The 23,878-nt window shown below is 43.9% G+C and carries 24 protein-coding genes; 16 read left to right on the forward strand and 8 right to left on the reverse strand.

What is annotated here, in order from left to right:
• Nucleotides 1-32 precede the first annotated feature (32 nt).
• The 5 genes from N518_RS0104660 (at nucleotide 33) to N518_RS0104680 (ending at nucleotide 6,766) form a co-directional block, all read left to right on the forward strand.
• Nucleotides 33-512 (forward strand): YchJ family protein, encoded by a 480-nt coding sequence (locus N518_RS0104660; RefSeq protein ID WP_005022913.1) that lies wholly within the window; start codon nucleotides 33-35, stop codon nucleotides 510-512.
• 37 nt (nucleotides 513-549) lie between these two features.
• Complete coding sequence (locus N518_RS0104665; RefSeq protein WP_005017209.1) at nucleotides 550-1,194, forward strand: trimeric intracellular cation channel family protein; 645 nt, start codon at nucleotides 550-552, stop codon at nucleotides 1,192-1,194.
• A 37-nt stretch (nucleotides 1,195-1,231) separates the two neighbouring features.
• Nucleotides 1,232-2,551, forward strand: a complete 1,320-nt coding sequence (locus N518_RS0104670) for an MFS transporter (protein ID WP_005022916.1) — start codon at nucleotides 1,232-1,234, stop codon at nucleotides 2,549-2,551.
• A 171-nt stretch (nucleotides 2,552-2,722) separates the two neighbouring features.
• Nucleotides 2,723-4,942, forward strand: coding sequence for a DNA topoisomerase IV subunit A (parC, locus tag N518_RS0104675; RefSeq protein ID WP_026444021.1), 2,220 nt, complete (start codon nucleotides 2,723-2,725; stop codon nucleotides 4,940-4,942).
• A gap of 144 nt (nucleotides 4,943-5,086) precedes the next feature.
• Nucleotides 5,087-6,766: a long-chain-fatty-acid--CoA ligase gene (locus N518_RS0104680; protein WP_005017202.1), complete on the forward strand. Its 1,680-nt coding sequence runs from the start codon at nucleotides 5,087-5,089 to the stop codon at nucleotides 6,764-6,766.
• Nucleotides 6,767-6,805: 39 nt separating this feature from the next.
• Here N518_RS0104680 and N518_RS0104685 read toward each other — a convergent pair whose 3' ends face one another.
• Nucleotides 6,806-7,186 carry a membrane protein gene (locus N518_RS0104685; RefSeq protein ID WP_005022921.1) on the reverse strand — a complete coding sequence of 127 codons (381 nt, stop codon included), beginning with the start codon at nucleotides 7,184-7,186 and terminating at the stop codon, nucleotides 6,806-6,808.
• A 108-nt stretch (nucleotides 7,187-7,294) separates the two neighbouring features.
• Between N518_RS0104685 and N518_RS0104690 the strand changes: the two genes are divergently transcribed.
• Both N518_RS0104690 and ppa read left to right on the forward strand, forming a co-directional pair.
• On the forward strand, nucleotides 7,295-7,693 hold the full coding sequence (locus N518_RS0104690) for an MAPEG family protein (RefSeq protein WP_005022923.1): 399 nt from the start codon (nucleotides 7,295-7,297) through the stop codon (nucleotides 7,691-7,693).
• A 118-nt stretch (nucleotides 7,694-7,811) separates the two neighbouring features.
• On the forward strand, nucleotides 7,812-8,348 hold the full coding sequence (gene ppa, locus N518_RS0104695) for an inorganic diphosphatase (protein ID WP_026444022.1): 537 nt from the start codon (nucleotides 7,812-7,814) through the stop codon (nucleotides 8,346-8,348).
• Nucleotides 8,349-8,445: 97 nt separating this feature from the next.
• Here the strand turns inward: ppa and N518_RS0104700 are convergent, their stop codons facing one another.
• Nucleotides 8,446-9,714 carry an OprD family outer membrane porin gene (locus tag N518_RS0104700; protein WP_026444023.1) on the reverse strand — a complete coding sequence of 423 codons (1,269 nt, stop codon included), beginning with the start codon at nucleotides 9,712-9,714 and terminating at the stop codon, nucleotides 8,446-8,448.
• Between the two features lie 565 nt (nucleotides 9,715-10,279).
• On the opposite strand from N518_RS0104700, the gene N518_RS0104705 reads away from it, so the two are divergent.
• A complete protein-coding gene (locus tag N518_RS0104705; protein WP_005405856.1) occupies nucleotides 10,280-11,047 on the forward strand; it encodes a TorF family putative porin in 768 nt (255 codons plus the stop codon).
• Between the two features lie 54 nt (nucleotides 11,048-11,101).
• Here the strand turns inward: N518_RS0104705 and N518_RS0104710 are convergent, their stop codons facing one another.
• Together N518_RS0104710 and N518_RS0104715 are read right to left on the reverse strand one after the other, a co-directional pair.
• Nucleotides 11,102-12,586 (reverse strand): YifB family Mg chelatase-like AAA ATPase, encoded by a 1,485-nt coding sequence (locus N518_RS0104710; RefSeq protein ID WP_026444024.1) that lies wholly within the window; start codon nucleotides 12,584-12,586, stop codon nucleotides 11,102-11,104.
• Nucleotides 12,587-12,649: 63 nt separating this feature from the next.
• Nucleotides 12,650-12,877 carry an accessory factor UbiK family protein gene (locus N518_RS0104715; protein WP_005017183.1) on the reverse strand — a complete coding sequence of 76 codons (228 nt, stop codon included), beginning with the start codon at nucleotides 12,875-12,877 and terminating at the stop codon, nucleotides 12,650-12,652.
• A gap of 269 nt (nucleotides 12,878-13,146) precedes the next feature.
• On the opposite strand from N518_RS0104715, the gene glnK reads away from it, so the two are divergent.
• From glnK to N518_RS0104745, 6 genes are all read left to right on the forward strand, one after another.
• Nucleotides 13,147-13,485 (forward strand): P-II family nitrogen regulator, encoded by a 339-nt coding sequence (gene glnK, locus N518_RS0104720; RefSeq protein ID WP_005017180.1) that lies wholly within the window; start codon nucleotides 13,147-13,149, stop codon nucleotides 13,483-13,485.
• A gap of 58 nt (nucleotides 13,486-13,543) precedes the next feature.
• Entirely contained in the window at nucleotides 13,544-14,926 is a 1,383-nt protein-coding gene (locus N518_RS0104725) for an ammonium transporter (protein ID WP_026444025.1), read from the forward strand.
• Nucleotides 14,927-15,047: 121 nt separating this feature from the next.
• Nucleotides 15,048-15,500 carry a transcriptional regulator NrdR gene (gene nrdR, locus N518_RS0104730; RefSeq protein ID WP_005017176.1) on the forward strand — a complete coding sequence of 151 codons (453 nt, stop codon included), beginning with the start codon at nucleotides 15,048-15,050 and terminating at the stop codon, nucleotides 15,498-15,500.
• 18 nt (nucleotides 15,501-15,518) lie between these two features.
• The gene (gene ribD / locus N518_RS0104735; RefSeq protein ID WP_005022938.1) at nucleotides 15,519-16,607 is read left to right on the forward strand and encodes a bifunctional diaminohydroxyphosphoribosylaminopyrimidine deaminase/5-amino-6-(5-phosphoribosylamino)uracil reductase RibD; all 1,089 of its coding nucleotides are present in this window, start codon (nucleotides 15,519-15,521) and stop codon (nucleotides 16,605-16,607) included.
• On the forward strand, nucleotides 16,604-17,896 hold the full coding sequence (locus N518_RS0104740; RefSeq protein WP_005017173.1) for a DNA adenine methylase: 1,293 nt from the start codon (nucleotides 16,604-16,606) through the stop codon (nucleotides 17,894-17,896). Before ribD ends, N518_RS0104740 begins: the two co-directional genes overlap by 4 nt.
• A 21-nt stretch (nucleotides 17,897-17,917) precedes the next feature.
• Entirely contained in the window at nucleotides 17,918-18,577 is a 660-nt protein-coding gene (locus N518_RS0104745; protein WP_026444026.1) for a riboflavin synthase, read from the forward strand.
• A 117-nt stretch (nucleotides 18,578-18,694) separates the two neighbouring features.
• Here N518_RS0104745 and N518_RS17200 read toward each other — a convergent pair whose 3' ends face one another.
• The 4 genes from N518_RS17200 to N518_RS0104765 all read right to left on the reverse strand — a co-directional run bounded on the left by N518_RS17200 (nucleotide 18,695) and on the right by N518_RS0104765 (nucleotide 21,527).
• On the reverse strand, nucleotides 18,695-18,868 hold the full coding sequence (locus N518_RS17200) for a hypothetical protein (protein ID WP_017400643.1): 174 nt from the start codon (nucleotides 18,866-18,868) through the stop codon (nucleotides 18,695-18,697).
• Between the two features lie 132 nt (nucleotides 18,869-19,000).
• Complete coding sequence (locus N518_RS0104755; RefSeq protein ID WP_005022947.1) at nucleotides 19,001-19,633, reverse strand: hypothetical protein; 633 nt, start codon at nucleotides 19,631-19,633, stop codon at nucleotides 19,001-19,003.
• Between the two features lie 45 nt (nucleotides 19,634-19,678).
• Nucleotides 19,679-20,086 carry a DNA polymerase III subunit chi gene (locus tag N518_RS0104760; RefSeq protein ID WP_005022950.1) on the reverse strand — a complete coding sequence of 136 codons (408 nt, stop codon included), beginning with the start codon at nucleotides 20,084-20,086 and terminating at the stop codon, nucleotides 19,679-19,681.
• Nucleotides 20,079-21,527 carry a leucyl aminopeptidase gene (locus N518_RS0104765; RefSeq protein WP_005022952.1) on the reverse strand — a complete coding sequence of 483 codons (1,449 nt, stop codon included), beginning with the start codon at nucleotides 21,525-21,527 and terminating at the stop codon, nucleotides 20,079-20,081. Before N518_RS0104765 ends, N518_RS0104760 begins: the two co-directional genes overlap by 8 nt.
• Nucleotides 21,528-21,681: 154 nt before the next feature.
• On the opposite strand from N518_RS0104765, the gene lptF reads away from it, so the two are divergent.
• The gene (gene lptF / locus N518_RS0104770) at nucleotides 21,682-22,782 is read left to right on the forward strand and encodes an LPS export ABC transporter permease LptF (protein WP_005022954.1); all 1,101 of its coding nucleotides are present in this window, start codon (nucleotides 21,682-21,684) and stop codon (nucleotides 22,780-22,782) included.
• Entirely contained in the window at nucleotides 22,782-23,852 is a 1,071-nt protein-coding gene (lptG, locus tag N518_RS0104775) for an LPS export ABC transporter permease LptG (RefSeq protein WP_005022957.1), read from the forward strand. Before lptF ends, lptG begins: the two co-directional genes overlap by 1 nt.
• Nucleotides 23,853-23,878: the final 26 nt, after the last annotated feature.

The raw sequence follows: 23,878 nt of genomic DNA on the forward strand, positions 1-23,878 counted from the left end.
TTTCATAAGGGCTATTTTTTTGGATTCAGCTTATGTCAGGCGCATCATGTCCATGTGGTAAAGGCTTATATAAAGATTGCTGTGAACCTCTCCATAGTGGCAAAACCCGAGCGGTACATGCTGAACAGCTGATGCGTTCGCGCTACAGTGCTTTTGCTTTACAGCAAATTGGCTATATCGTAAAAACTACAGCATCTGGCCAACAGCCTTATCTCGAAGTACCTGCTATACAGCAGTGGAGTGAGACAAATCGCTGGTTAGGACTTGAAGTAATCAACTTTAAAGAAAAGCTGACCAAACATCATGCTGAAGTCGAATTTAGAGCTCATTATTATGATGGCGAGCAGCCACAACTTCATCATGAAATATCGTATTTTGTGCAGCAGGCTGGACAATGGTTTTTTCTGGACCCGACGGTTGATATGCCGGTTACCATGAAACAGCCATGTATTTGTGGTTCAGGTAAAAAATTTAAGCAATGCTGTGCCCCTTTTCTGGCAACTTTAACTTAAAATAGCGCTATTTTTAGCCTGGACGGAACACAGGGCAATGCTTCTCACTATAATTTATATTATTGCAATTACAGCCGAAGCCATGACTGGCGCTTTATCTGCCGGGCGACGCAGCATGGACTGGTTTGGTGTAGTGCTGATTGCCTGCGTGACTGCATTAGGAGGAGGTTCGGTCCGGGATGTGCTATTGGGTCATTATCCTCTCACTTGGGTGAAACATCCTGAATATTTGGTGCTGACCTGTGCAGCAGCTTTTTTTACTATTTTGATTGCTAAATGGATGCGTCATTTACGGAATATCTTTCTGGTTCTGGATGCCTTGGGCCTTATTGGTTTTACTATTATTGGCTGTCAGATTGCCCTGCAAATGGGACATGGTTTCGTGGTTTCGGCAGTTGCAGGAGTGCTTACCGGGGTCTCTGGTGGTATTTTGCGAGATATTCTATGTAACGACGTGCCTCTAGTATTCCGCCGTGAACTGTATGCCAGTATCTCTTTTGTGGCAGTGATCTGCTACTGGAGCTGTCTGAATCTGGGTTTATCGCTTGAATTGACAGTGATTGCAACTCTGGTATTTGGCTTTACCTTGCGGTTGATTGCTATTTATTTTGGTCTGGAAATGCCAAAATTTATTTATAAAGATGAAGATGATAGTTCAGCATCCTCTAAAGATTTGTCCTGACCATCAATCAAAACTTGAATTACCAGAGTACTGCAGCATGGATTTAGTCTCACGAGTACAGCGCCTGCCGATTGGCAGATTTCATTATACCCTGTTATGGGTAGTGGGTCTGGGCTGGATGTTTGATGCCATGGATACCGGAATTATTGCTTTTATCATGGCAACTCTGGTCAAGGACTGGGCACTGACACCGGTACAGAGTGGCTGGATTGTCAGTATCGGCTTTGTAGGAATGGCTATTGGTGCTGTTTTTTCAGGAGGGCTGGCTGACCGTTTCGGACGACGTACAGTATTTGCGACTACGCTGGGAGTTTATAGCGTAGCTACCGCACTTTGTGCTGTAGCACCGAATCTTACCTGGTTGCTGATTTTTCGTTTTATTGTGGGCTTGGGGCTGGGAGGGCAGTTACCGGTTGCAGTAACACTGGTCAGTGAATATGTACCGGCACATGTGCGTGGCCGTTTTATTGTACTGCTGGAAAGCTTTTGGGGTTTAGGTTGGCTGGTAGCAGCTCTGATATCCTATTTTATTATTCCCAGCTTTGGCTGGCATGTGGCTTTCTTAATTGGTGGACTGCCTGCTTTATATATTTTTATTATTCTTAAAAAAGTACCGGAGTCTGTCCCTTATCTGATTAACCGTGGCCGGATTAATGAGGCGCATATATTAGTACAGCAACTGGAACGCCAGTGTGGTGTAGAGGTAATAGAAACACTAGAGGTTCAACCGGTTGCTAGCCAGAAAAGTGTTTCGTTCAAACAGCTCTGGTCAGGGCAGTTTGCGCGTCGCAGTCTGATGTTATGGCTAATCTGGTTTGGGATCGTCTACTCTTATTATGGAATTTTTACCTGGTTACCTAGCCTGCTGGTTAAACAGGGTTATAGTATTGTCCAGTCCTTTGAATATGTCCTGATTATGATTTTGGCCCAGCTTCCAGGTTATATTGTGGCAGCCTGGCTGGTCGAGAAATTAGGCCGTAAAATCACTCTGGCGGGTTTTATTGGGTTTTGTGCAGTCTCGGCCTATTTCTTCGGTCAGGCTTCTAGTGTCAGTATGATCATGTTCTGGGGCTGTCTGATGTCTTTCTTCAACCTCGGCGCATGGGGCGTACTCTATACATATACCCCGGAACAGTATCCGGCCAATATCCGGGCTTTTGGTTCAGGCTGGGCTTCAGCCGTTGGCCGCATGGGCGGCATACTGGCGCCACTGGTAGTGACACAAATGATGGTAGCAGACCATGGCTTTAGCCATGTGTTCCTGATGTTTACATTGGTCCTGGTTACTGTAGCGCTGGTGATCATTATTCTGGGTGAAGAAACCAAGGGTAAAACACTGGAGTCAATTGGCCTGTAAAGTTGGGCTATCTCATGGTTTTCCGGTTGCCTAAAAATTCTAAAACGTTTAGTTTCACATTATAAGACATAAATTGTCGCACTGTATTCCGGCATACTCTTGTGTATCTGGCAGGTGCGGCATAGCATAAGAACCCAGATAAAAACGATTGATTTAGGATTATAGGTTGTTATGACAAGCCTTGCGCATCATGCGACAGAAAACCGCTCAGTAGCAGAATTTACCGAACAGGCTTACCTGAACTATGCCATGTATGTAATCATGGATCGTGCCTTGCCGCATATTAGTGATGGCCTTAAACCTGTTCAACGCCGTATCGTTTATGCTATGAGTGAACTTGGTCTGAAACACAGTGGCAAGCCAAAAAAATCCGCGCGTACAGTGGGTGATGTGCTGGGTAAATATCATCCGCATGGTGACTCGGCCTGTTATGAAGCTATGGTATTGATGGCACAGCCGTTCAGCTACCGTTATCCGTTTATTGAAGGCCAAGGTAACTGGGGTTCACCGGATGATCCAAAATCATTTGCAGCCATGCGTTATACCGAAGCGAAGCTGTCCCAGTATAGTGAAGTATTATTATCTGAACTTGGGCAGGGCACAGTAGAATGGCAGGATAACTTTGATGGCTCGCTTAAAGAACCGGTAACCTTGCCTGCCCGCGTACCTAATATTCTTATGAATGGTACTACAGGCATCGCGGTTGGTATGGCAACAGATATTCCGCCGCATAACCTGCGTGAAGTCATTAAGGGAACTATTGCATTAATCCGTAATCCGAATACCAGCGAGGCCAAACTGGCCGAGTATATTCCAGGACCTGACCTGCCGACTAAAGCTGAAATTATCACCTCAAAAGATGAACTGCTAAAAATCCAGTCTACCGGGCGTGGCAGTTATCGTATGCGTGCAGTGTATACGGTCGAAAAAAATGAAATTATTATTACCGAGCTGCCTTATCAGGTCTCAGGCTCCAAAATTATTACCCAGATTGCTGACCAGATGCAGGGCAAAAAGCTGCCATTAGTTAGTGATCTTCGGGATGAGTCTGATCATGTCAATCCGACCCGCCTGGTCATTGTCCTGCGCTCTAACCGGGTAGATGCCGATACCGTGATGAGCCATCTGTTTGCTACTACGGATTTGGAAAGTAGTTACCGCGTCAATCTGAACATGATTGGTGCCGATGGGCGTCCACAGGTTAAATCTATCCGGAAAATCCTGCTGGAATGGATTGAAATCCGTAAAGAGACAGTTACCCGCCGACTGCAGTATCATCTCAACAAGATTGAAAAACGTCTGCATATATTGGCCGGACTTTTAATTGCTTATCTGGATATTGATACTGTAATCCACATTATTCGTGAAGAAGATCATCCCAAGGCCGTACTGATTCAGACCTTTAAAATTGATGAAACCCAGGCTGAGGCAATTCTTGAATTAAAACTGCGGCACTTGGCCAAGCTTCAGGAAATGGAAATCCGTCAGGAACAGGATGAGCTTTCGGCACGTGCTGCTCTTATTCGTGAACAGCTGGCTAATCCTGAGTCTTTAAAGAATCTGATTATTGGTGAATTAAAAGAAGACGCCAAAAAATTTGGGGATGAGCGCCGTTCTCCTATTGTGGAGCGTGAAGGTGCGGTTCAGATGCGTGAACAGGACCTGATTCCGGCAGAACCAGTCACTGTAATTCTATCAGAAGCAGGCTGGATTCGCTCTGCTAAAGGTGCAGATGTCGATGCAGAAAAACTTAACTATCGTGCTGGAGATCAGTATTTAAGTCATGCTTCTGGTAAAAGTAACCAGCGTGTTTATATTCTGGATGAAACCGGCCGGAGTTATGCACTGGCTATCAACAGCCTGCCTTCTGCAAGAGGTCTGGGAGAACCGCTCAGTTCTAAACTTTCTCCAGCGAATGGTGTTTCCTTTATTCAGATACTGGTTGAAGAAGATGATCAGGAAATTATCGCGATTAGTTCTAAGGGTTATGGCTTTAAAACCCAGGCAAAACAGCTGGATACTAATGCCAAAGCCGGTAAGGCATTTCTCAGTATTCCTGAAGGTGGCAAAGCTTTACCGTTACTGGTAAATCCAGATTGCTCTCATCTGGCCTTATTAACTGATACAGGCCGCTTGCTGGTCTTACCCGTGTCAGAATTGCCAAGTCTCAACAAGGGTAAAGGAAACAAGTTGATACAACTTGAGCAGGACGAGCAGCTATTATCTATGACAACTTTGAATTTAAATGAAATAATTCAGGTAATTGCAGGTCAGAAAATTCTTAATATAAAACCGGGCGATTTAGATAAATACTTAGGAAAAAGAGCGTCTAAAGGGCAACTTCTGCCAAGAGGATATCAAAAAGTAAATAGACTCCTGATTCAAAGATAATACTAGCATCCATGTTCATAAATACGTTATATATGTGAATGTATTCGTGAAGATGGATGCGATGATCGAGCATAAACAAGTTAAAAAATAGGCTCGTCATTGAAAAATATTTGACTAAGGATATTGATTGGAGAAAATGGCATTATGGAAAAGATTTGGTTCGCTGAATACCAAAAGACAGGGATACCGGAAACTGTAGAATTACCCCCAGAAGATACCTCGCTGGTCGATATTTTCGAACGTAATTTCCAAAAGTTTGGTACACGTGACGCCTTTATCTTTATGGATAAAGCCATGTCCTTTAATGAACTTGAGGAAGCAAGCCGCAAGTTTGCTGCCTATTTGCAAAGCTTGGGGTTAGCAAAAGGCACACGTGTTGCGGTTATGATGCCAAATGTCCTGCAATATCCTGTTGTTGCACTCGGTGTATTCCGTGCCGGCCTCATATTAGTCAACGTCAACCCGCTTTATACAGCGCGTGAACTTGAACATCAGCTGAATGATTCAGGTTCTGAAGTATTGGTTATTGTAGAAAACTTTGCTTCTGTCTATCAGGCAATTATTGGTAAAACACCAGTCAAGCATGTGGTGGTTGCTTCGGTAGGCGACATGCTGGGTACCTTGAAAGGCACACTGGTAAACTTTGTCCTGCGCAAAGTACGCAAGCAGATTCCAGAATGGAATATTCCGGGGCATATCAAGTTTAATGCAGCACTGGCAAAAGCTAATCCAAGCAATTATAAGCGCCCCAATCTGACCTTAAGTGATACTGCAGTTCTTCAGTATACGGGCGGAACTACAGGGGTATCCAAAGGCGCCGAACTGACACATCGGAATCTGGTTGCCAACATGTTGCAATGTGACGGTATTTTTCAGAGCAAATTTGGTGCAACAGATGGGGACAAAAATGACCGTATTTTCTGTGCGCTACCGCTTTATCATATCTTTGCATTTATGGTTTGTGCCCTGTATGGCATGTATAAAGGCCAAGCAAACGTTCTGATTCCTAATCCGCGTGATCTACCAGGCGTTATTAAAGAGCTGCGTAAATATCAGCCATCATTCTTCCCGGCGGTTAATACACTGTTCAATGCACTGGTGCATAACGAAGAGTTCAAGCAGCTTGACCATAGCAAAATGAAAATGGCTATGGGGGGCGGTATGGCTGTACTGCCATCTACGGCTGAAGCCTGGAAACGGGTTACCGGAACTACTATCATTGAAGGTTATGGCCTGTCTGAAACCTCACCAGTGGCAACTGCTAATCCACCAGCCTCTACAGAATTTAGCGGCACGATTGGTATCCCACTGCCATTAACAGAAGTGGCTATTCTGGATGATGATGGTAACGAAGTTGCTTTGGGTGAGCAGGGAGAAATCTCGATCCGTGGTCCACAGGTAATGAAAGGCTACTGGAATCGTCCGGAAGAAACTGAAAAAGTCATGACTAAAGACGGCTTTTTCCGCACCGGTGATATCGGCATCATGAATGACCGGGGCTATGTAAAAATTGTAGACCGTAAAAAGGATATGATTCTGGTTTCTGGCTTTAATGTTTATCCATCTGAAATTGAAGAAGTGATTGCTAAACATCCTAAAGTACTGGAAGTGGCTGCTATTGGTGTGGCAGACGAGAAATCAGGTGAAGTGCCTAAACTGTTTGTAGTTAAAAAAGATCCTTCCTTAACAACTGAAGAAGTTCTGGCATTTGCTAAAGAAAATCTGACCGGTTATAAACGCCCGCGTTATGTGGAGTTTATGGAAGAATTACCAAAATCAAATGTTGGTAAAATCCTGCGTAAAGATTTACGAAAAACTGCTTAAAATAAAAGCGCCTTCGGGCGCTTTTTTATTGCCCCAAAATTATTTTTTCATTAACCACCGGTCAAAATAAGGCCGTCCAATACCCACTATACCGAGAAAAATAAACATCGTACCAAACTGACGACTTAAACCTGAAATATGAAGAGTTTTATAGGTCAGAAAGTTATCAATCAGACAGTAGATGAGTACAATGACCAGCCAGTGCCAGAGTGGTAAACGTTTAATACCAACTGCATAAAAGGCTATAGTCAGGATAATAAAAGTGCCCAACCAGGATGTCCAGTTCATATTGGCGCAGATAACACTCAGTAAAAATGCAGTAATAGGCAGTACGATCTTAAAAACGCGGTCAACTTGACGCTGATGCTGCTGCTGTTTCTCCAGCACTTCAAACATATCTTTTTCATCAGGTGCTAACATGCCGTGTTCACTCATCAGATTTATAAAAACACTATATTTAACAAAATTTGTCGCTAAAACACCATGCTATGATATATCTTTCACTGGGAATTGATGAGAACAATATTCATGCATGGCATAAGCGGGATCATTTATATCATTTTAGCAGCTTGTCTGTTGCCCTATGTATTTACAGGCATTGCCAAGATGGCTGGTGGATTTAAAGCCAGAGATAACCAGAATCCACGTGAATTTCTTGCCCAGACCAAAGGTGTTGCTGCCAGGGCCAATGCGGCACAGCAGAACAGTTTTGAGAGTTTACCGCTTTTTATTGCGGCAGTGTTAATGGCAGAGTACATGGTCGTACCACAGGGCATTATTATGACCTTAGGTTTGGCCTATCTGGTGTTACGGGTCATCTATGGTATTTGTTACCTGGCCAATCTGGCCATGTTACGCTCGATCATCTGGTGCCTTTCACTACTCTGTCCAATATTTCTGCTGATTATTACCATCAAGATTAGTTGATTAAAGCATTGCTCAGATAAATCTTCATTTTTAGTGAGCTGGCGTTATAATTTCATCGGTTTGATCCTGTCCGTAATAGTGACAGGATCTGAAGACTTCACTGTTAAAGAGTACGGCTATGAGCTACAGCAATATCCCAGCGGGTAAAGATGCACCAAATGACATCTATGTAATTATTGAAATTCCTGCAAATGCAGCACCGATCAAATATGAAATTGATAAAGACTCTGATGCACTATTTGTAGACCGTTTTATGGGTACCGCCATGTTCTATCCAGCGAACTATGGTTATGTGCCAAATACTTTATCGTTGGATGGTGACCCACTAGATGTCTTGGTTGTTACACCATATCCGGTTGAACCAGGTTCAGTTATTCGTTGCCGTCCAGTCGGTAAATTGAACATGGAAGATGACGGCGGTGTAGATGCCAAACTTGTTGCTGTACCACACGAAAAGTTAACGCCAATTTATAAAGACGTTCAAGAATATACCGATCTGCCACCTTTATTGATCAGCCAAATTGAACATTTCTTCCAGCACTATAAAGATCTTGAACCAGGTAAGTGGGTTAAGTTAAGTGGTTGGGAAGGTGCAGATGTAGCTAAACAAGAAGTGTTGAGCTCAATTTCTGCCTATGCTGAAGCAAATAAATAATTTGTCTTAGGCGCGGCGTTGTTATTCTGATAATTAAGGACGCAATAAAAAAACCTGCATAATGTGCAGGTTTTTTTCACTTAAACAGTTCTAAAAATTAAAATAATTTCACAGGAACATCTAAGAATATACGCCATTCATTAGTATCACCAATGTACATACCTTGGTATGCATCACTTGCTCGATAGTACGAGTTACGGATACGAAGGCTTGCATCTTTAGCAAAACCAGATTGAACAGTATATTTTACCTGATTGAAGAATTCACGTTCTTGAGCATCATCCGTAGTTGGAGTTTTGATATCCCAGCCGTAAACAAATGCAGTCGTCCAGTTTAAGCCCGGTATACCGTAGTCATTGAAGTTAAGATTGTATTGAACTTGAGCTGACTTTTCATGGTTTCCAATAAAGTCAGAAAGGTATGAGTTTGGCAAATAGATACTTTGGAAACCATCAGCATTATAAGCATAGTCATAACCAGTATTGCCTGTATTTTGCTGATAGGCGAGCATTACCGTATGCGCGTTCTGGTTATAAGTTCCAGAAATTGCCCAAATATTATTTGATCGGTCTGCCGGATTACTTGCTGTCGTATAACCAGTTACTGCATCTCTATCCCATTCAGTGTGATAACCACTGAAGTCATAAGTAATAGAACTGTCATTAGCTAAAGGCAACTTGTAATTAGCATTTATATAGTGACGCTCTAATTTATCCTTAGAGTCTAAACCGTAATATGAAGCATTTATCTGGTCATTAAACTTGTACTTGGCGCCCCAAACTACTGCACGATCAAGGTTATTTCCGTCTGTAGAAATCTGATCAGACATCTGGTCTTTAGTAAATTTACCGGCAATCAGTTCCAGATTTTCAATTTCACTGCTGTTTGCCAGTACACCTGTAAAGTATTCAGGGACCAAACGTGCAGTGTTACTTGCCAGTACTGGCAAATCCAGAACTTGAGTACCATAGCGGACTGTGGTGTTAGACATACGAGCTTTCACAGTTGCGCCACCACGAGCCCAGTGGTCATAAGGTTCCCCATTACTGTCACGAGGAATCATATTGTTAGCAGAGTTTTTATTATCCCCGATTTTAAATGATAAATCACCGACAGCTCCTACCCCGAAGCCAACGATACCTTTAGTAAAACCAGACTCTAAATTAAAAATGGCTGTTTGTGCCCATGAACTTGTGTCATGAACACCATTTTTTTTATCACGGTAAAGATAACCGTTGCGGAATAAAACTGATCCTTCAGCATCTTCGACAAATCCTTTCGCTTCACTTTGTTCGCTAGCGTAGACTGAGGTTAGGCCAATAGCATGAATTAGAACTGCTAAAGTAAGTTTTTGGACTTTTAGCATTGGAGCCTCATAAATAAGATAAATTACTATTTTGTTTAGAAAAAACACAAAATTAGGTTAGATTTTATATAAATTTTATAAAAAAATAACGTTTTTATTATCTTTATTACACTAAAGTTATGCAATATTTACATTTATAATTCTTTAAGTAATCTTTTAAAAAACTCATTATAAGATGTTTTATTTTAAAATTTACTTTCAATATCAGAATATTATTTTAAGAAAAGAATTAAATAAAAGTATTTTTATATAATAATAATCATTATTATTAACTTGAATTATGGTCTTGAATAAAAAGTGTATCGCTTTATCTGAATTAAAATTCACAACCAAAGTCACAGTATTCTGTTTACATTATTAAAAATAATAAGGCCCACTGAAGTAGATTTTGTTATTTAGACATTTATTCGATTTTTTAAGTAGGACCCAGTCGAATAGCAAACTTTAATTTATTATTATTTGATCATCTTAAAAACAATAAATTGGCATAACTATTGCTAAGTCTTAGGCGTGAATTTTAAAAACAAACCAAACAATATACGCCACTCTCTAAAGGGGATACAAGATGTCAAAAAATATTCTTAAAGCTGCTCTTTTTACAGTTATCAGTGGAGTTTCTGGCTTAAGTCTCGCAGAAGAAACCCGGCCTTTTCCTTTTCCGGGAGAGGTTACCGGAAATATCGGAGTATTTTCCAGCTATAACCTGCGTGGTCTGACGAATGTTCCTGAGAACTCGGGTGCAACTATACAAGGTGGGCTGGATTATAGCCATCCATCTGGGTTTTATGCGGGGTATTGGGGTTCCAGTCTGGACTATTCTTTGGCTGATTACGATCCACTGACCGAAAGCTATGAGGGTGGTGACTCTTTTGAGCATGATTTTTATCTGGGTTATAAAGGTTCAATCAATGAAGATACCGGCTTCACGATAGGCGGTACTTACTATTATTACTATAACTCAGATGTTGACTCTGACGGCTTTGAAACACTGCTTGGCTTAAATTATAAAGATTTTGGTATTACTGCCCAGACGCTGACCCAAAATACCACTTGGGGTAATCAGGGTGATACCTATCTGCTAGCCACTTACAGTCGGGCTTTACCACAAGCTTTTACTGCAAATTTTGCTCTGGGCGCTTATTACTATGGTGATGATGACGAATTTATTACGACGACAGAAGATTTCAATTTCAGACATTTTACTGTCGGTTTAAGTCACCCTTTAGGAGATACCGGAGCCAATATGAGTCTGGATTATATTATTGGTGGATATGACCGTATGGATGATAAACAAAAGAATAAAGTGGTACTTGGCTTAAAATACAGTTTTTAAGCATTCTCAGAAGTAAAAGCCAAGCTGATCTGAATCTGTCTTGGCTTTTTTAGTTCAGGACTGACTGCGGTAAGAAAGCGCTTCACTTAAATGACTTGTCTGGATTTCTTTGGAAAGTGCCAGATCAGCAATGGTTCTGGCTACACGTAAAACCCGGTGATAAGCACGGGCAGAGAGATTGAGTCGTTGCTGTGCCATTTCAATTATACGTAGTGAGCTTTGGTCCAGCTGTGCATGCAGTTCGAGCTGTTTAGGGGAAAGCAGCTGGTTAAGGCAACTCTGGCGTTGGAGCTGCTGTTCATAAGCTAAAATGACACGTTTCCTGACTGTGTCTGAATTCTCAGCAGGTGTAGTTTGCTGGAGTTCATGCGCCTGCAAGGGTGGCACATCAATATGCAGATCAATCCGGTCCAGCAATGGACCGGAAATACGGTTCTGATAGCGCTTAATTGCATCCGCTGAACACTGGCAACGGTTATCCTGATTAAATGCATAGCCACATGGACAAGGATTCATAGCTGCTACCAACTGGAAGTTGGCCGGAAAAGTCATTTGCCGGGAAGCCCGAGAAATAACAATTTCCTTAGACTCGAGTGGCTGACGTAAAACCTCCAGTACTTTGCGGTCAAATTCAGGAAGCTCATCTAGAAATAAAACACCTAAATGTGCCAGAGTGATCTCACCAGGCTTGGGTTGCGAGCCGCCGCCGACCAGCGCAATAGCAGATGCAGTATGGTGTGGAGCCCGAAAAGGCCGTTGTCCAAAGGGATGCTGAACATTGGCAATTGAATAGATACTGGCAACTTCAAGATTTTCCTGGGCATTGGGCGGAGGTAAAATGCTGGGTAACCTTGAAGCCAGCAGGGTCTTTCCAGTTCCAGGAGGGCCCTTAAAAAGTAGAGAGTGACCGCCTGCTGCTGCAATTTCCAAAGCACGCCGTGGGCGCAGTTGCCCCTTAATATCTGCCAAATCCAGTTTATAATCTTGAGCAGCTTCAGATAGTTTACCTTTAACCGGTAATAATGGCTGTTGCTGTAGTAAATGCTGGCAAACCTGTTTTAGGTGCTGTGCTCCGTAGACCTGAAAGTCAGGGAGCTGCGCTGCTTCCATTGCATTTGCTTCTGCCAGTATCAGCTGATGCTGTACTTTTTGACACGCCATGGCAATTGCCAGTGTGCCGCTTACCGGACGCAAGCAGCCATCTAGAGCCAGTTCACCAATAAATTCAATCTGTTCTGTACTTTGTTCAGGGAGCTGGCCCGAAGCAACCAAAATCCCCAAGGCAATCGGTAGATCCAGACGTGATCCATCTTTGGGCAAATCGGCAGGAGCCAAGTTAATAGTAAGGCGTTTGGTGGGAAACTGAAAGCCGCTATTAATGATCGCCGAGCGAACCCGATCTTTACTTTCACGTACCGCAGCTTCAGGAAGGCCTACAATAGTCAGGGAGGGAAGCCCCTGACTCACATGAACTTCAACTTCAATAGAAGGCGCATGTAGCCCCAGCACCCCCCGGGTGTAAATTTTGGCAAAAGACATTTTATTGTTCCGTTATGATCTTATTTTTGTTGATTATGGTCTTCAAGTGCACTGTTAAAGTGCTTATTTTTTGTTCTTTAAAGTCTCTTCCAGCATATTGACCTGTTGCGTAAGCTGTTCGAGACGCAAATTGGCATTTTGTAGGGCAACACGCTGCCGTTCCATTTCCTGTTTAGAAACCAGATCCATTTTTTCTACAGCTTCATTTAATAAAGCCCTTAGATTTTTCTCAATATCTTTTTTAGGTTGGTCTATCTGCTCAAGAATGGCCTGTAATAGGGTTTCAATCATAGGGAATCCAGAAAATTATAAATATGGGCATACTTTAACACTGCTGAGGGGTATACCCTAGCCTGTTGAGTACATATAAAATTTTATATATTGAACGAGTTAAAATTACATATAAAAATGTTTATTTTTTAAAGTTTACTCAAGCTGATCAAGTATAATCAAGCGTACGTCTCATGCCAAAAACTTCTATTTTCCCCAACCTTTAGAGATTCTTGGCATGAAAATTGAACATAAAACCTTACTGGTGAAACAAGCCGAAGGAAACTGAAATGAAGCTCGTAACTGCAATTGTAAAACCATTTAAATTGGATGACGTGCGTGAAGCCCTGTCTGACATCGGTGTTCAAGGTATTACTGTCACTGAAGTCAAAGGCTTTGGACGTCAAAAAGGCCACACTGAACTATACCGTGGTGCAGAATATGTTGTTGATTTCCTGCCAAAAGTAAAAATCGAAATTGCGATCAGTGATGATCTGGTGGATTCAGTGATTGAATCTATTACCCGTGTTGCCAGCACAGGAAAAATTGGCGACGGGAAAATTTTTGTGACCAATCTGGAACAGGTCATCCGTATTCGTACTGGCGAAACAGGACCAGATGCTGTCTAAGTTGGCATAAAGTTTGCTGAGTAACTGATAACTCAGAAATAAAGGTTGGGGGACACAAATGAAAAAAATGCTGCTTGCGCTCAGTCTGTCGGGCGCACTTTTAGGTGGATCAGCGGCTTGGGCCGAACCAACACCAGCTGATTCCGCCGTTACTGAAACTGTGGTTTCAACTTCATCTGACTCTACAATAATAACTCCGGCCGAACAGCCGGCTAATATAGCTCCTGCCGAAGAAGAGGCGCAGGCCGATTCAGGTGATACCGCTTGGGTGCTTATCTCTACTGCACTCGTTCTGCTAATGACAATTCCAGGCTTGGCTCTGTTCTATGGCGGTATGGTCCGCAAGAAAAATGTTTTAAGTACAATGGCACACAGCTTTGTGGCTACTGCCGTAGTAAGTATAGTCTGGATTGTGATTGGTTATAGTCTGGCATTCAGCGAAGGTAATGCCTTTGTTGGTGGACTGGACAAGCTCATGCTTATGGGAATCGGGCCGTCTGCTGTGCAAGGCACCATCCCGGAAATTCTGTTTATTGTATTCCAGATGACCTTTGCCATTATTACGGTAGCTATCATCAGCGGTTCGATTGCCGAGCGGATGAAATTTGGCGCATTTATTACTTTTGTTGCATTCTGGGTGGTGCTGGTCTATGCCCCAATTACCCATTGGGTATGGGGTGGTGGCTGGTTAGCCAATGATGGTGCGCTGGACTTTGCTGGTGGTACTGTAGTTCATATCAATGCTGGTGTAGCAGGTCTGGTGGCTGCCTATATGCTGGGTAAACGGATGGGATTGGGCCGTGAATCTATGGCGCCACATAATCTGACTCTCACTATTCTGGGCGCCAGCCTGTTGTGGGTAGGCTGGTTTGGTTTCAATGCCGGCTCTGCACTGGGTGCAAATGGAGCAGCAAGCTACGCTATGATCGTGACTCAGGTGGCAGCAGCCGCAGCTACAATCGCCTGGCTGGTGGCAGAAAAATTTGTACGTGGCAAGGCCTCAGTACTGGGTGCTGTTTCAGGAGCGGTAGCTGGTCTGGTGGTCATTACTCCGGCCGCAGGTTTTGTGACAGTAAGTGGCGCATTAATTATGGGGCTGATTGGTGGCGTATCATGTTTCTGGGGTACTACAGCTCTTAAACGGTTACTCAAAGCCGATGACTCGCTGGATGCCTTTGGCCTGCATGGAGTAGGCGGTATTGTCGGGGCAATTTTAACCGGTGTATTTGCCAGTGAACTGATTATGGGTGATGCAGTTCCTACCGACATGGTGAAACAGTTGTGGGTACAGGTAGAGGGTGTGCTGGCGACTATTGCTTATAGCGGCATCTTGACCTTCGTGATTCTAAAAATTATTGATCTGGTGATTGGCCTGCGTGTCTCTTCTGACGATGAACGTATGGGGCTGGATTTAAGCCAGCATGGTGAACGTATCGAATAAGCGGAAACATAATGACAGGCAGCCCTACGGGGCTGTTTTTTTATGGCAGAACTGGCGAAAGTGCAGCAACATGCAGAATTTTTGCTACACTAGGTTAAGTTGATCATTTCTATTCAAGTCTATGCATTGTCCATTTTGTAATGCCGCAGACAGTAAAGTCATTGATTCGCGTCTTGCTGCCGAGGGCTGCCAGATCCGCCGGCGAAGAGAGTGCATCAATTGCGGTGAGCGCTTTACGACGTTCGAAAGTTATGAAGTCGTCATGCCGCGTGTCATTAAATCCAATGGAAAAAATGAACCGTTTGATGAGGCCAAGCTTCGTCGTTCCCTGATGCATGCCCTGCAAAAACGCCCGGTGACTCAAGAGCAGATTGAAACGGTACTGAGCGATATTCAGCTTCAAATCCGTCGCTTGGGTGAACGTGATGTTAAATCGCAGACTATCGGTGAAATCGTCATGCAGTCTCTGTTTGCACTGGACCATGTAGCCTATGTAAGGTTTGCATCGGTATATCAGGACTTTCAGGATGTTGAGGCATTTCGGCGCCAAATTGAACAGATGCAGCAACGTTAACAGAAGCGGAGAAAGGTAGTGAATAGCGGACTTGACCAAGACTATTTTTATATGCGGCGTGCCATTGAGCTTGCGCGTCTCGGTCAGTATTCAACCAAGCCCAATCCGAATGTTGGCTGTGTAATTGTCAAGGATGGCCAAATTATTGGTGAAGGCTATCATCCACGCGCGGGACAGCCTCATGCCGAGGTATTTGCGTTGCGTCAGGCGGGTGAGCAGGCTCAAGACGCAACTGCATATGTCACGTTGGAACCCTGTGCACATTATGGCCGTACTCCTCCATGTGCAGAAGCATTGGTCAAACATCAATTAAAAAAAGTAGTAATTGCCTGCCCTGATCCGAACCCGCTGGTCGCAGGTAAGGGTATAGCCATTTTAAAACAAGCTGGTATCGATGTGGAGAGTGGTATCTGTGAAAATGAAGCGGTACAGCTTAATTGCGGCTTTTTGAAAGCCATGGCTGTAGGCATGCCTTATGTACGCCTCAAAGTAGCTTCCAGTCTCGATGGTCGTACAGCAATGGCTTCAGGTGAGTCAAAATGGATCACAGGTAAAGCTGCCCGGCAGGATGTGCAACATTGGCGTGCAATTTCAGGAGTAGTGATTACCGGTATACAGACAGTGCTGGCTGATGACTGCCAGCTGAATGTACGTTGTTTACCCGGAACTGATTTGCAGACCGTTGTGCAGCCCAAACGGCTGGTACTGGACCGTCAGGGGCAGTTACCGTTAACGGCCAGAATATTGGCTAGTCCGGAACAACTTATGGTAATGGGACCCTTCCGGCAGGAACTTGCCGACTTAGGCGTGATACAATTACCGTTACAGCCTTTAAAAGGGTTATTACAGACCTTATGTAACCAGTATCAGATTTTTGATGTGCTGGTTGAAGCGGGAGCAACGCTTTCTTCTGCCTTCTTGCAGGAAAAACTGGTTGATGAGATGATCAGCTATGTTGCACCCACTTTTTTGGGGCAATCTGCCCGTGCGATGTTTAATGCTGAATTTATCAGTATGGCTGAGCAACTTCGTTTTAAGCTGGAAGATGCTACAATTGTAGGTGATGATCTCCGCTTAAGGTTAATCCCTACTCAAGAGACAGTATGAATTCAGAGTCTTCGGTTTATCACAAGCGTCGTCATGCCGCCCGCACGACAGATGAATATCTTTTTCATCAGCTGGTTCCTTATCTGGGTAACAAGCGCCGACTACTCCACCTGATTTTAGAAGCACTTGAAATTACTGGTACCCTGAATCAGGGCAATAAACGTGCCCCGATTTTTGCTGATTTCTTCGCTGGTAGCGGAGTGGTTTCACGTCTGGCCCGTCAAAATGGCTATCGTGTGATTGCCAATGACTGGGAACCTTATAGTCATGCACTGAATCATGCAATCTTGTCCTGTGTAGAGGCGCCTGCTTTTAAAGAGCTGGGCGGCTATCAAAAAGCAATTGATTATTTAAACCGTTTGCCTGAAGTCAAAGGCTGGGTGACCCATAATCTGTGTCCGCGTAATGACGAAGTTTATGATCCGACTCGTGACAGACTGTTCTTTAAGCGTCGCAACGGTATGCGTATTGACGCTATTCGCCAGCAGATTGCAACCTGGCAGGCACAAGGTGCAATTGATGATGTTGAGATGAGTGCCCTGCTTGCGCCATTGCTTTATTCTGCCAGTTTTGTCAGTAATACCAGTGGTGTATTTAAAAGTTTTCATCAGGGCTGGGGAGGAAAGACCCAAACAGCCCTGGAACGAATTGAATCATTATTGTGGCTAACGCCTGGCCGTTTCTGCGAAGTAGGTGAGCCGAACAAGCCGGCTGCTGAAATGTGGTGTGTAGATGCCCAGCATCTGGCTAATCAGATGAGTAGCTTTGAGGTCGATGTCGCCTATCTGGACCCGCCTTATAACCAGCATGCCTATAGCAGTAACTATCATGTATTAAATGCATTAACTTTATGGGACCAGGTGGACTTGCCGAGCCCGGATACCAAAGGCTATAAAAGTGGGATTGACCGTGCTTGGCGCAAAGAACGTCCAAGTCCATACAATTCATCTAAACATGCTAAAAAAGCTTATGAAAAGCTGCTGTCAACGATTAATGCACGCTATATTCTGACCAGTTATTCAACTGATGGTAATATAGAAGCCAAGGATTTGCTGAAGGCCAATCTGGAGCGTGGCAAAGTGACACTGCTCACGCAGGATGTACCACGTTATCGGGTCAGCAAGCAGCGTCAGTCAGAGCGGGCACGTGTACTTGAGTTTATTGTCATTACCGATACCCATGCCAAATCCGGTCCGCCTTTACGTCAGCTGCTCAGCCAGCTTTATCATTTTGCTGAACTTGGTGGTGTAGATACCTCCGGCGTCAGTACGCAATTAGCCCTGTGGTAAATTATTTAAGAGAAGAGATCTATGTTTACAGGCATTATTGAAAGTCTTGGAAAAGTACAGAGCCTGCAGAGCGTAGGCGGAGATGTACGGTTACGGATTCAGACTGACCTTGATATGTCTGATGTAAATTTGGGAGACTCGATCGCGACCAATGGTATCTGTCTGACCGTGATTGAATGGGGCGAGAACTGGTATGCAGCGGATGTTTCACGAGAAAGTTTAAACCGTACTACATTAGGGCAATGGAAAGTCGGACAACCGGTCAATGTTGAAAAGGCTATGCTACCGACTACGCGTTTCGGTGGCCATATTGTCAGTGGCCATGTTGATGCGATTGGTGAAATCACCCTGGTCCGTGAAGATGCGCGTTCTGTTTACTATGAAGTGACTGCTCCAAAAGAAATTGCCAAGTATTTGGCCGAAAAAGGCTCGATCACTGTAGACGGTATCAGCCTGACCATTAATCATCTGCGTGGTAATATCTTAAGCCTGAATCTGATACCGCATACTGCCGAGCGCACCAATATCAGTACCTGGAAAACAGGCAGCAAAGTTAATCTGGAAGTAGATGTGTTGGCACGCTACATTGAACGTTTGTTGCTAGGTGATAAAGCTGCTGAACAGAAACCTGAGTCTTCTATCAGTATGGCATTTCTGGCAGAAAATGGTTTCTTGAAATAAGCCTAATAATTTGCTTCTAATATAAAGAACCGGCCATTGTGACCGGTTTTTTATATTAAAATTTGATCATAATAAGTGCAGGATATACTGCTGGGCTTTTTAAAATGGCAGTTTCTTTCAGTCTAAATCAGCCTGTTTCAGAGGCATGAGATAAAAATACAGATATAGAGGGAAATCTGCACGGCTAATCAATAAATTCTGTGTGGAGATAGTCCACTGTTCACCCATAGAAAGTTGTGAAGAGAAAGTTGTGAAGTATGAGCAGAGAGCGGGCTGGTTGAGTGTATCCATAAATCTTCCTGAGCATCTGATAACTGGTCCTACTGCTGTAATGAGCACGATTTCGGCAGTATATATCTATTGCATTACCTTGTTGCTATGCCAGTCTTATGAGAGCTCACCAGCCTTACCGGTTTTAAGCATCTAATCTTGGATAGATGTCTTAAACTTTGTATTTTTCAGGATGTATTCGATCTCTTCATGAGCTGCTGCCTGTAACCTGGCACGAAAGGCACTCACCGCCTGTTCGATCTGGGTATCTGCTTCAAGCTCTAAACGCAGGCGTACACTTTCAAGTTCAGTGAGAATTTGTTCATCTTGAACTTTCAGAAAATATTTCTGGGCGTAATCAATGGCTGGAAGCTCAGGATTTTTATGATAACGTGAACTGTACTCTAGTGTTTCCTGACTCAGCATCTGGTTCAAAATATACAGCTGCTCAGTCTGTTGATGAAACTGATGAGCTTCATCTTCATATAGCCCGGCATTATAAGCAGCCTGGTCAGCGCGTTTTTTCGCCAGAGATTTTTCTAGAGCCCGTTGTTTGCGAATACGGGCCTGTTCCAGCAGTTCTGCTTTGAGTTCAGTGTAAGCAGTTTCAATTCTCTGCTGTGATTCAAGCTGAGCTCTCTGCTCCCTTGCCTGCCAGTTCTGGATAGAAGTTTCTGGTCGCAGTAATTCACAGATTCGCTTGAGGTCATCTTCATATATTTGCCGGACAGGTTCCGGAGTATCCAGCCAGCGCTTTTTAAAGTCTTGACCAATATTAAGGGCCACCTGATTCTCCTCTAGATCATTTCATGTATATGGTACAAAGCTGATTTACAGTTTAAATGTACGGGGTTGAATACCCAGTTGCCGGTAAGTTTTATATTTTTCCCGACCAGTTTGCTTGGCAGTTTCATTGTTTTCAATAATTTCAATTATATGTCCAAATTTTTCAACTGAACCAAGCGCTTTGTCAGAAAAATTAAACACCAGCCATTCTAATTCAGCAGGCAGCTCGGCAGAAATACACACCGGTGCATTAACCTGGTCAATGCCATGACCAATAAAACTGGCTGTATCGAAATTCCATAATGCTTCATCCAGCTGCTGCTGCATACTTGGATCGGGGCAATATAGCCAGATTCTGGCAGGCTGCCGCAAGATCTTACGGCATAAACGGCAAGCACTTTCTACTTGCCGTTCCTGACTTTTTTCAAACAGATAAAAACTGACCTTAGCCATTAGCTGCTGCACGGTTTGCTAAAAATTGCATCAGCATTGGAACAGGGCGGCCAGTTGCGCCTTTTGCTGCTCCAGATAACCACGCAGTACCAGCAACATCAAGATGTGCCCAGCGGTAATCTGTGGTAAAGCGCTGCAAAAAGCAGGCTGCAGTCACTGAACCGGCCTGTGGCCCGCCAATATTGCCCATATCTGCAAATGGTGAGTCAAGCTGTTCCTGGTAATCGTCCAGAACCGGCATACGCCATACACGGTCATGGCTCTGCTCTCCGGCACGGGTAATTTCGGCTGCCAGTTCATCATCTGGTGTAAACAGGCCAGAAAGTACTTTACCCAGCGCTACAACACATGCTCCGGTTAAAGTAGCAATATCAATCACCAGTGCAGGATTAAAGCGTTTTACATAAGTGAGGGTATCGCAGAGTACAAGACGGCCTTCAGCATCAGTATTCAGGATTTCGACAGTCTGGCCACTCATGGTGGTAACGATATCACCCGGACGGGTAGCGTGTCCGGAAGGCATATTCTCAGCAGCAGCAACTGCTCCAATAACATGAATTGGCAGTTTTGCTTCACACAGAGCACGTATGGTTCCTAATACCGAAGCGGCACCACACATATCAAATTTCATTTCATCCATGCCTAAACCAGGTTTAAGTGAAATACCGCCCGTATCAAAGGTAACACCTTTACCCACCAGTACTACTGGTGCCTCTTCGGTTTTCACTTTATATTCCAATGTGATGACACGGCCCGGACGGTCTGAACCTTTACTTACAGCCAGAAAAGCATTCATGCCCAGATCAGCCATCTGCTGTTCATTAAGTACAGTAACTTTTAACAGATCAGGATATTGAGCCGCCAGTGCCTGTGCCTGTTCAGCCAGATATTCAGGAAAGCAGATATTGCCCGGACGATTACCTAAATCCCGAGCAAAATTTTGTCCCGACTGTACGGCATGTAAAAGCGTTAACTGTTGCTGGCTCAGACTGCTCTGAGGTGCAACCAGTTCAATATGTTCCAGCAGGAACTCATTTTTCTTTGATTTAAATTCATCAAACTGATAAGCCGCCTGAGTCAGTCCAAGAGCAAAAAGGTAGTGAAATTCATCAGGTAGTGCTGAAATATCAATAGTGATGTGCTTGAATTTTTTTTGTGTAGATTTAATAACAGTTTGTGCAATTTTTGCTAACTTGGCTGTTTTAAACTCACTTACCTTATCGAGCCCCAGCAGTACAGCATTCTGATGAGCTGAAGTCTGAGCGATTAATGGCAGGCATTCATTCAAACTACCCTTGAACTGTGTCGCGTCTATTAAAGCCTTTAGTTCATTGAACTGGTAGGCTGTGGCAGGCTGTTCAAGGTTTTCAGCATCAGTCAGAATGATCAGATGTTGACTGGAAGTCAGAGTAGAGGAAGAGGTATTAATTGTCAGTTTCATATGTCTTTCATGCCTATTCAATAGCTTGATTTATTAAACCATTGAAACATTTCCTTTGATAGCGTTTCAATAAGCAAGTCCGTGATAGGTTTTATATTTTTAACATTCGGGTAAACTAGCGCTAGTTCCGATTGGCCTTTTTGGAAGATTAACTTTGATTATCCGGCGTTATCTCGTCAAGCAAGTAGTTTCGACTTCACTGGTGGTCATTGCCTTATTGACCCTGATCATGATGGGCGGGCGTCTGATCAAGTATTTCGGCGTCGCAGCGCAAGGACGGCTTGATGCCAGTATTCTGCTGAGTATTATTGGCTACCGTTTACCGGAATTCTTGACCCTGATTCTTCCACTGGGATTTTTTATCGGTTTAATGCTGGTTTTTGGCCGTCTTTATGTTGACCATGAAATGGCAGTGCTGAACGGAAGTGGTATTAGCCGTAACCGGCTAGCACGTCTTCTAATTCCCCTGACACTGGTTTATATGCTGGTACAGAGCATATTGATGCTGTGGATGTCGCCATGGGGAATCCGCCAGTTTGAGCAGTTGACCACCAGTCAGGCTGTGCGTACCGGTTTTGATCTGGTCAGGCCTAAAGAATTTATTTCTTCAGGTCCTTATACGATTTATGCCGGTTCACTTTCGGAAGATCATAAAAACTTAAAAGAGATATTTTTTTATCAACGGGCAGAAAAGCCGGGTAAACCTGATGTCATGATTCTGGCCAAAGAAGCTACCCGGGTAGAAATGATGGATGACAGCGCCAATGTTGTTGATCTGGTGCAGGGCCGCCGTTACGAGATTTATCCGGGTCAACCTCGCTATTCACAGGCAGAGTTTGAAAGTTACCGGTTACGTTTGGAAAATGACAAGACTGCAAATTTTGAAAGTGATGATGTTGCTGCACTTACCACCAGTAAACTCTGGGAACAGCGGGCTGACCCGGTGGTGGCAAGTGAACTGGGGTGGCGGATATTTGTACCGTTTGCCATTATGGTCGCATTAATTCTGGCGATGGCGCTTTCTGAGGTCAGCCCACGCCAGGGACGCTACATGAAGTTATTTCCGGCTTTGCTTATTTTTGCCAGTCTGATTGTAGCGCTGATGGCCATTAAAACCCGGGCCAGTAAGGATGAAATCGGAATCTGGGCCTATCCGGCAGTTTTGCTGGTATATGCTGTTGCTGGCGCTCTCTTTTCCAGAAAGCAGAAACTGGCCCCTAAACTTAAGAAACAGATCAAGCGAGTAAGATCCTAATGCTGGCACGTAGAATTGTTGCAAAACATGTTACCAAAACCACAGCGCTCGCCATGCTGGGGGCAACCGTCGTGCTGTCTATTTTGCAGGTCCTGTTTACTTATCTGGGGGAGCTGGGAAATCTGAAAGAAGGCTATAATGCCTGGCAGGCACTATTGTATGTGTTATGGAGCGCACCACGTTATATTTATGAAATTCTACCGATTTCGGCATTGATCGGTGCAGTTTTAGGTTTAGGGACGCTAGCTTCAAACAGTGAATTAATTATCATGCGTGCCGCCGGTATCAGTCTCTGGCGGATTGTTAGCTGGGTAATGCGTTCAGCCTTATTACTGGTGATTTTATCTTTTGCCTTGAGTGAATGGGTTATTCCTGTAACTAATGAGCGTGCCGAAAGTGTAAAAAGTCACCGTTCAGTTGCACAGCTGGGTGAAGTCAAAGGCTACTGGAGCCGGGAAGGCCAGCGCTTTATTTATATTGATTATGCTAACTCGCAAGGAAATCTGCGTAATGTACAGGTAGTCGACTTCGATCAGGATTACCGCTTGCAGGCTTTACTAAATGCTGACTCTGGCCAGTTTGAACAAGATGGCCAATGGCGTTTACAGAATTCTGTACAGGTAGACATTCTGGAAGCTGGTAATGCAGTACAGCATATTGCTGAACAGCAGCCTCTCGCACTGGCGTTAAAACCTAAATATGTCCATATGGTAACACTAGACCCAGAAGATTTATCTCCAAGTCAACTAATAAGCTTCATGCGTTATATGGAAGAATACAGTCAAGTACCCAAAACCTATCAATTGGCCTTCTGGCAGAAACTGGCTTCACCATTTGCCCTGATTACCTTGGTACTGATTGCCTGCTCATTTATTTTCGGTCCTTTACGTCAGCAATCGATGGGCTTCCGGCTGGTTATTGCGCTGTTTATCGGTCTCGGCTTTTACTATCTGCAGGATTTTCTTGGCTATGCCAGTCTGGTCTATTCACCTTCTCCAGTCTGGTTTGTCTTTTTCCCGATTCTGCTGATGTTTATCGGTGGTAGTTATTTGTTATATCGGGCACGCTAGACCAATTGAAGGAACTGATAGACGGG

This window comes from Acinetobacter sp. UNC436CL71CviS28 (assembly GCF_000620525.1).
In the GTDB taxonomy this organism is placed as follows: Bacteria; Pseudomonadota; Gammaproteobacteria; order Pseudomonadales; family Moraxellaceae; genus Acinetobacter; species Acinetobacter radioresistens.

Excerpts from the sequence above, each read along its gene's own strand:
- N518_RS0104660 (WP_005022913.1), top strand. The coding sequence starts at position 33 with ATGTCAGGCGCATCATGTCCATGTGGTAAAGGCTTATATAAAGATTGC.
- N518_RS0104665 (WP_005017209.1), top strand. The coding sequence starts at position 550 with ATGCTTCTCACTATAATTTATATTATTGCAATTACAGCCGAAGCCATG.
- N518_RS0104670 (WP_005022916.1), top strand. The coding sequence starts at position 1,232 with ATGGATTTAGTCTCACGAGTACAGCGCCTGCCGATTGGCAGATTTCAT.
- parC (WP_026444021.1), top strand. The coding sequence starts at position 2,723 with ATGACAAGCCTTGCGCATCATGCGACAGAAAACCGCTCAGTAGCAGAA.
- N518_RS0104680 (WP_005017202.1), top strand. The coding sequence starts at position 5,087 with ATGGAAAAGATTTGGTTCGCTGAATACCAAAAGACAGGGATACCGGAA.
- N518_RS0104685 (WP_005022921.1), bottom strand. The coding sequence starts at position 7,186 with ATGTTAGCACCTGATGAAAAAGATATGTTTGAAGTGCTGGAGAAACAG.
- N518_RS0104690 (WP_005022923.1), top strand. The coding sequence starts at position 7,295 with ATGCATGGCATAAGCGGGATCATTTATATCATTTTAGCAGCTTGTCTG.
- ppa (WP_026444022.1), top strand. The coding sequence starts at position 7,812 with ATGAGCTACAGCAATATCCCAGCGGGTAAAGATGCACCAAATGACATC.
- N518_RS0104700 (WP_026444023.1), bottom strand. The coding sequence starts at position 9,714 with ATGCTAAAAGTCCAAAAACTTACTTTAGCAGTTCTAATTCATGCTATT.
- N518_RS0104705 (WP_005405856.1), top strand. The coding sequence starts at position 10,280 with ATGTCAAAAAATATTCTTAAAGCTGCTCTTTTTACAGTTATCAGTGGA.
- N518_RS0104710 (WP_026444024.1), bottom strand. The coding sequence starts at position 12,586 with ATGTCTTTTGCCAAAATTTACACCCGGGGGGTGCTGGGGCTACATGCG.
- N518_RS0104715 (WP_005017183.1), bottom strand. The coding sequence starts at position 12,877 with ATGATTGAAACCCTATTACAGGCCATTCTTGAGCAGATAGACCAACCT.
- glnK (WP_005017180.1), top strand. The coding sequence starts at position 13,147 with ATGAAGCTCGTAACTGCAATTGTAAAACCATTTAAATTGGATGACGTG.
- N518_RS0104725 (WP_026444025.1), top strand. The coding sequence starts at position 13,544 with ATGAAAAAAATGCTGCTTGCGCTCAGTCTGTCGGGCGCACTTTTAGGT.
- nrdR (WP_005017176.1), top strand. The coding sequence starts at position 15,048 with ATGCATTGTCCATTTTGTAATGCCGCAGACAGTAAAGTCATTGATTCG.
- N518_RS0104740 (WP_005017173.1), top strand. The coding sequence starts at position 16,604 with ATGAATTCAGAGTCTTCGGTTTATCACAAGCGTCGTCATGCCGCCCGC.
- N518_RS0104745 (WP_026444026.1), top strand. The coding sequence starts at position 17,918 with ATGTTTACAGGCATTATTGAAAGTCTTGGAAAAGTACAGAGCCTGCAG.
- N518_RS17200 (WP_017400643.1), bottom strand. The coding sequence starts at position 18,868 with ATGGATACACTCAACCAGCCCGCTCTCTGCTCATACTTCACAACTTTC.
- N518_RS0104760 (WP_005022950.1), bottom strand. The coding sequence starts at position 20,086 with ATGGCTAAGGTCAGTTTTTATCTGTTTGAAAAAAGTCAGGAACGGCAA.
- N518_RS0104765 (WP_005022952.1), bottom strand. The coding sequence starts at position 21,527 with ATGAAACTGACAATTAATACCTCTTCCTCTACTCTGACTTCCAGTCAA.
- lptG (WP_005022957.1), top strand. The coding sequence starts at position 22,782 with ATGCTGGCACGTAGAATTGTTGCAAAACATGTTACCAAAACCACAGCG.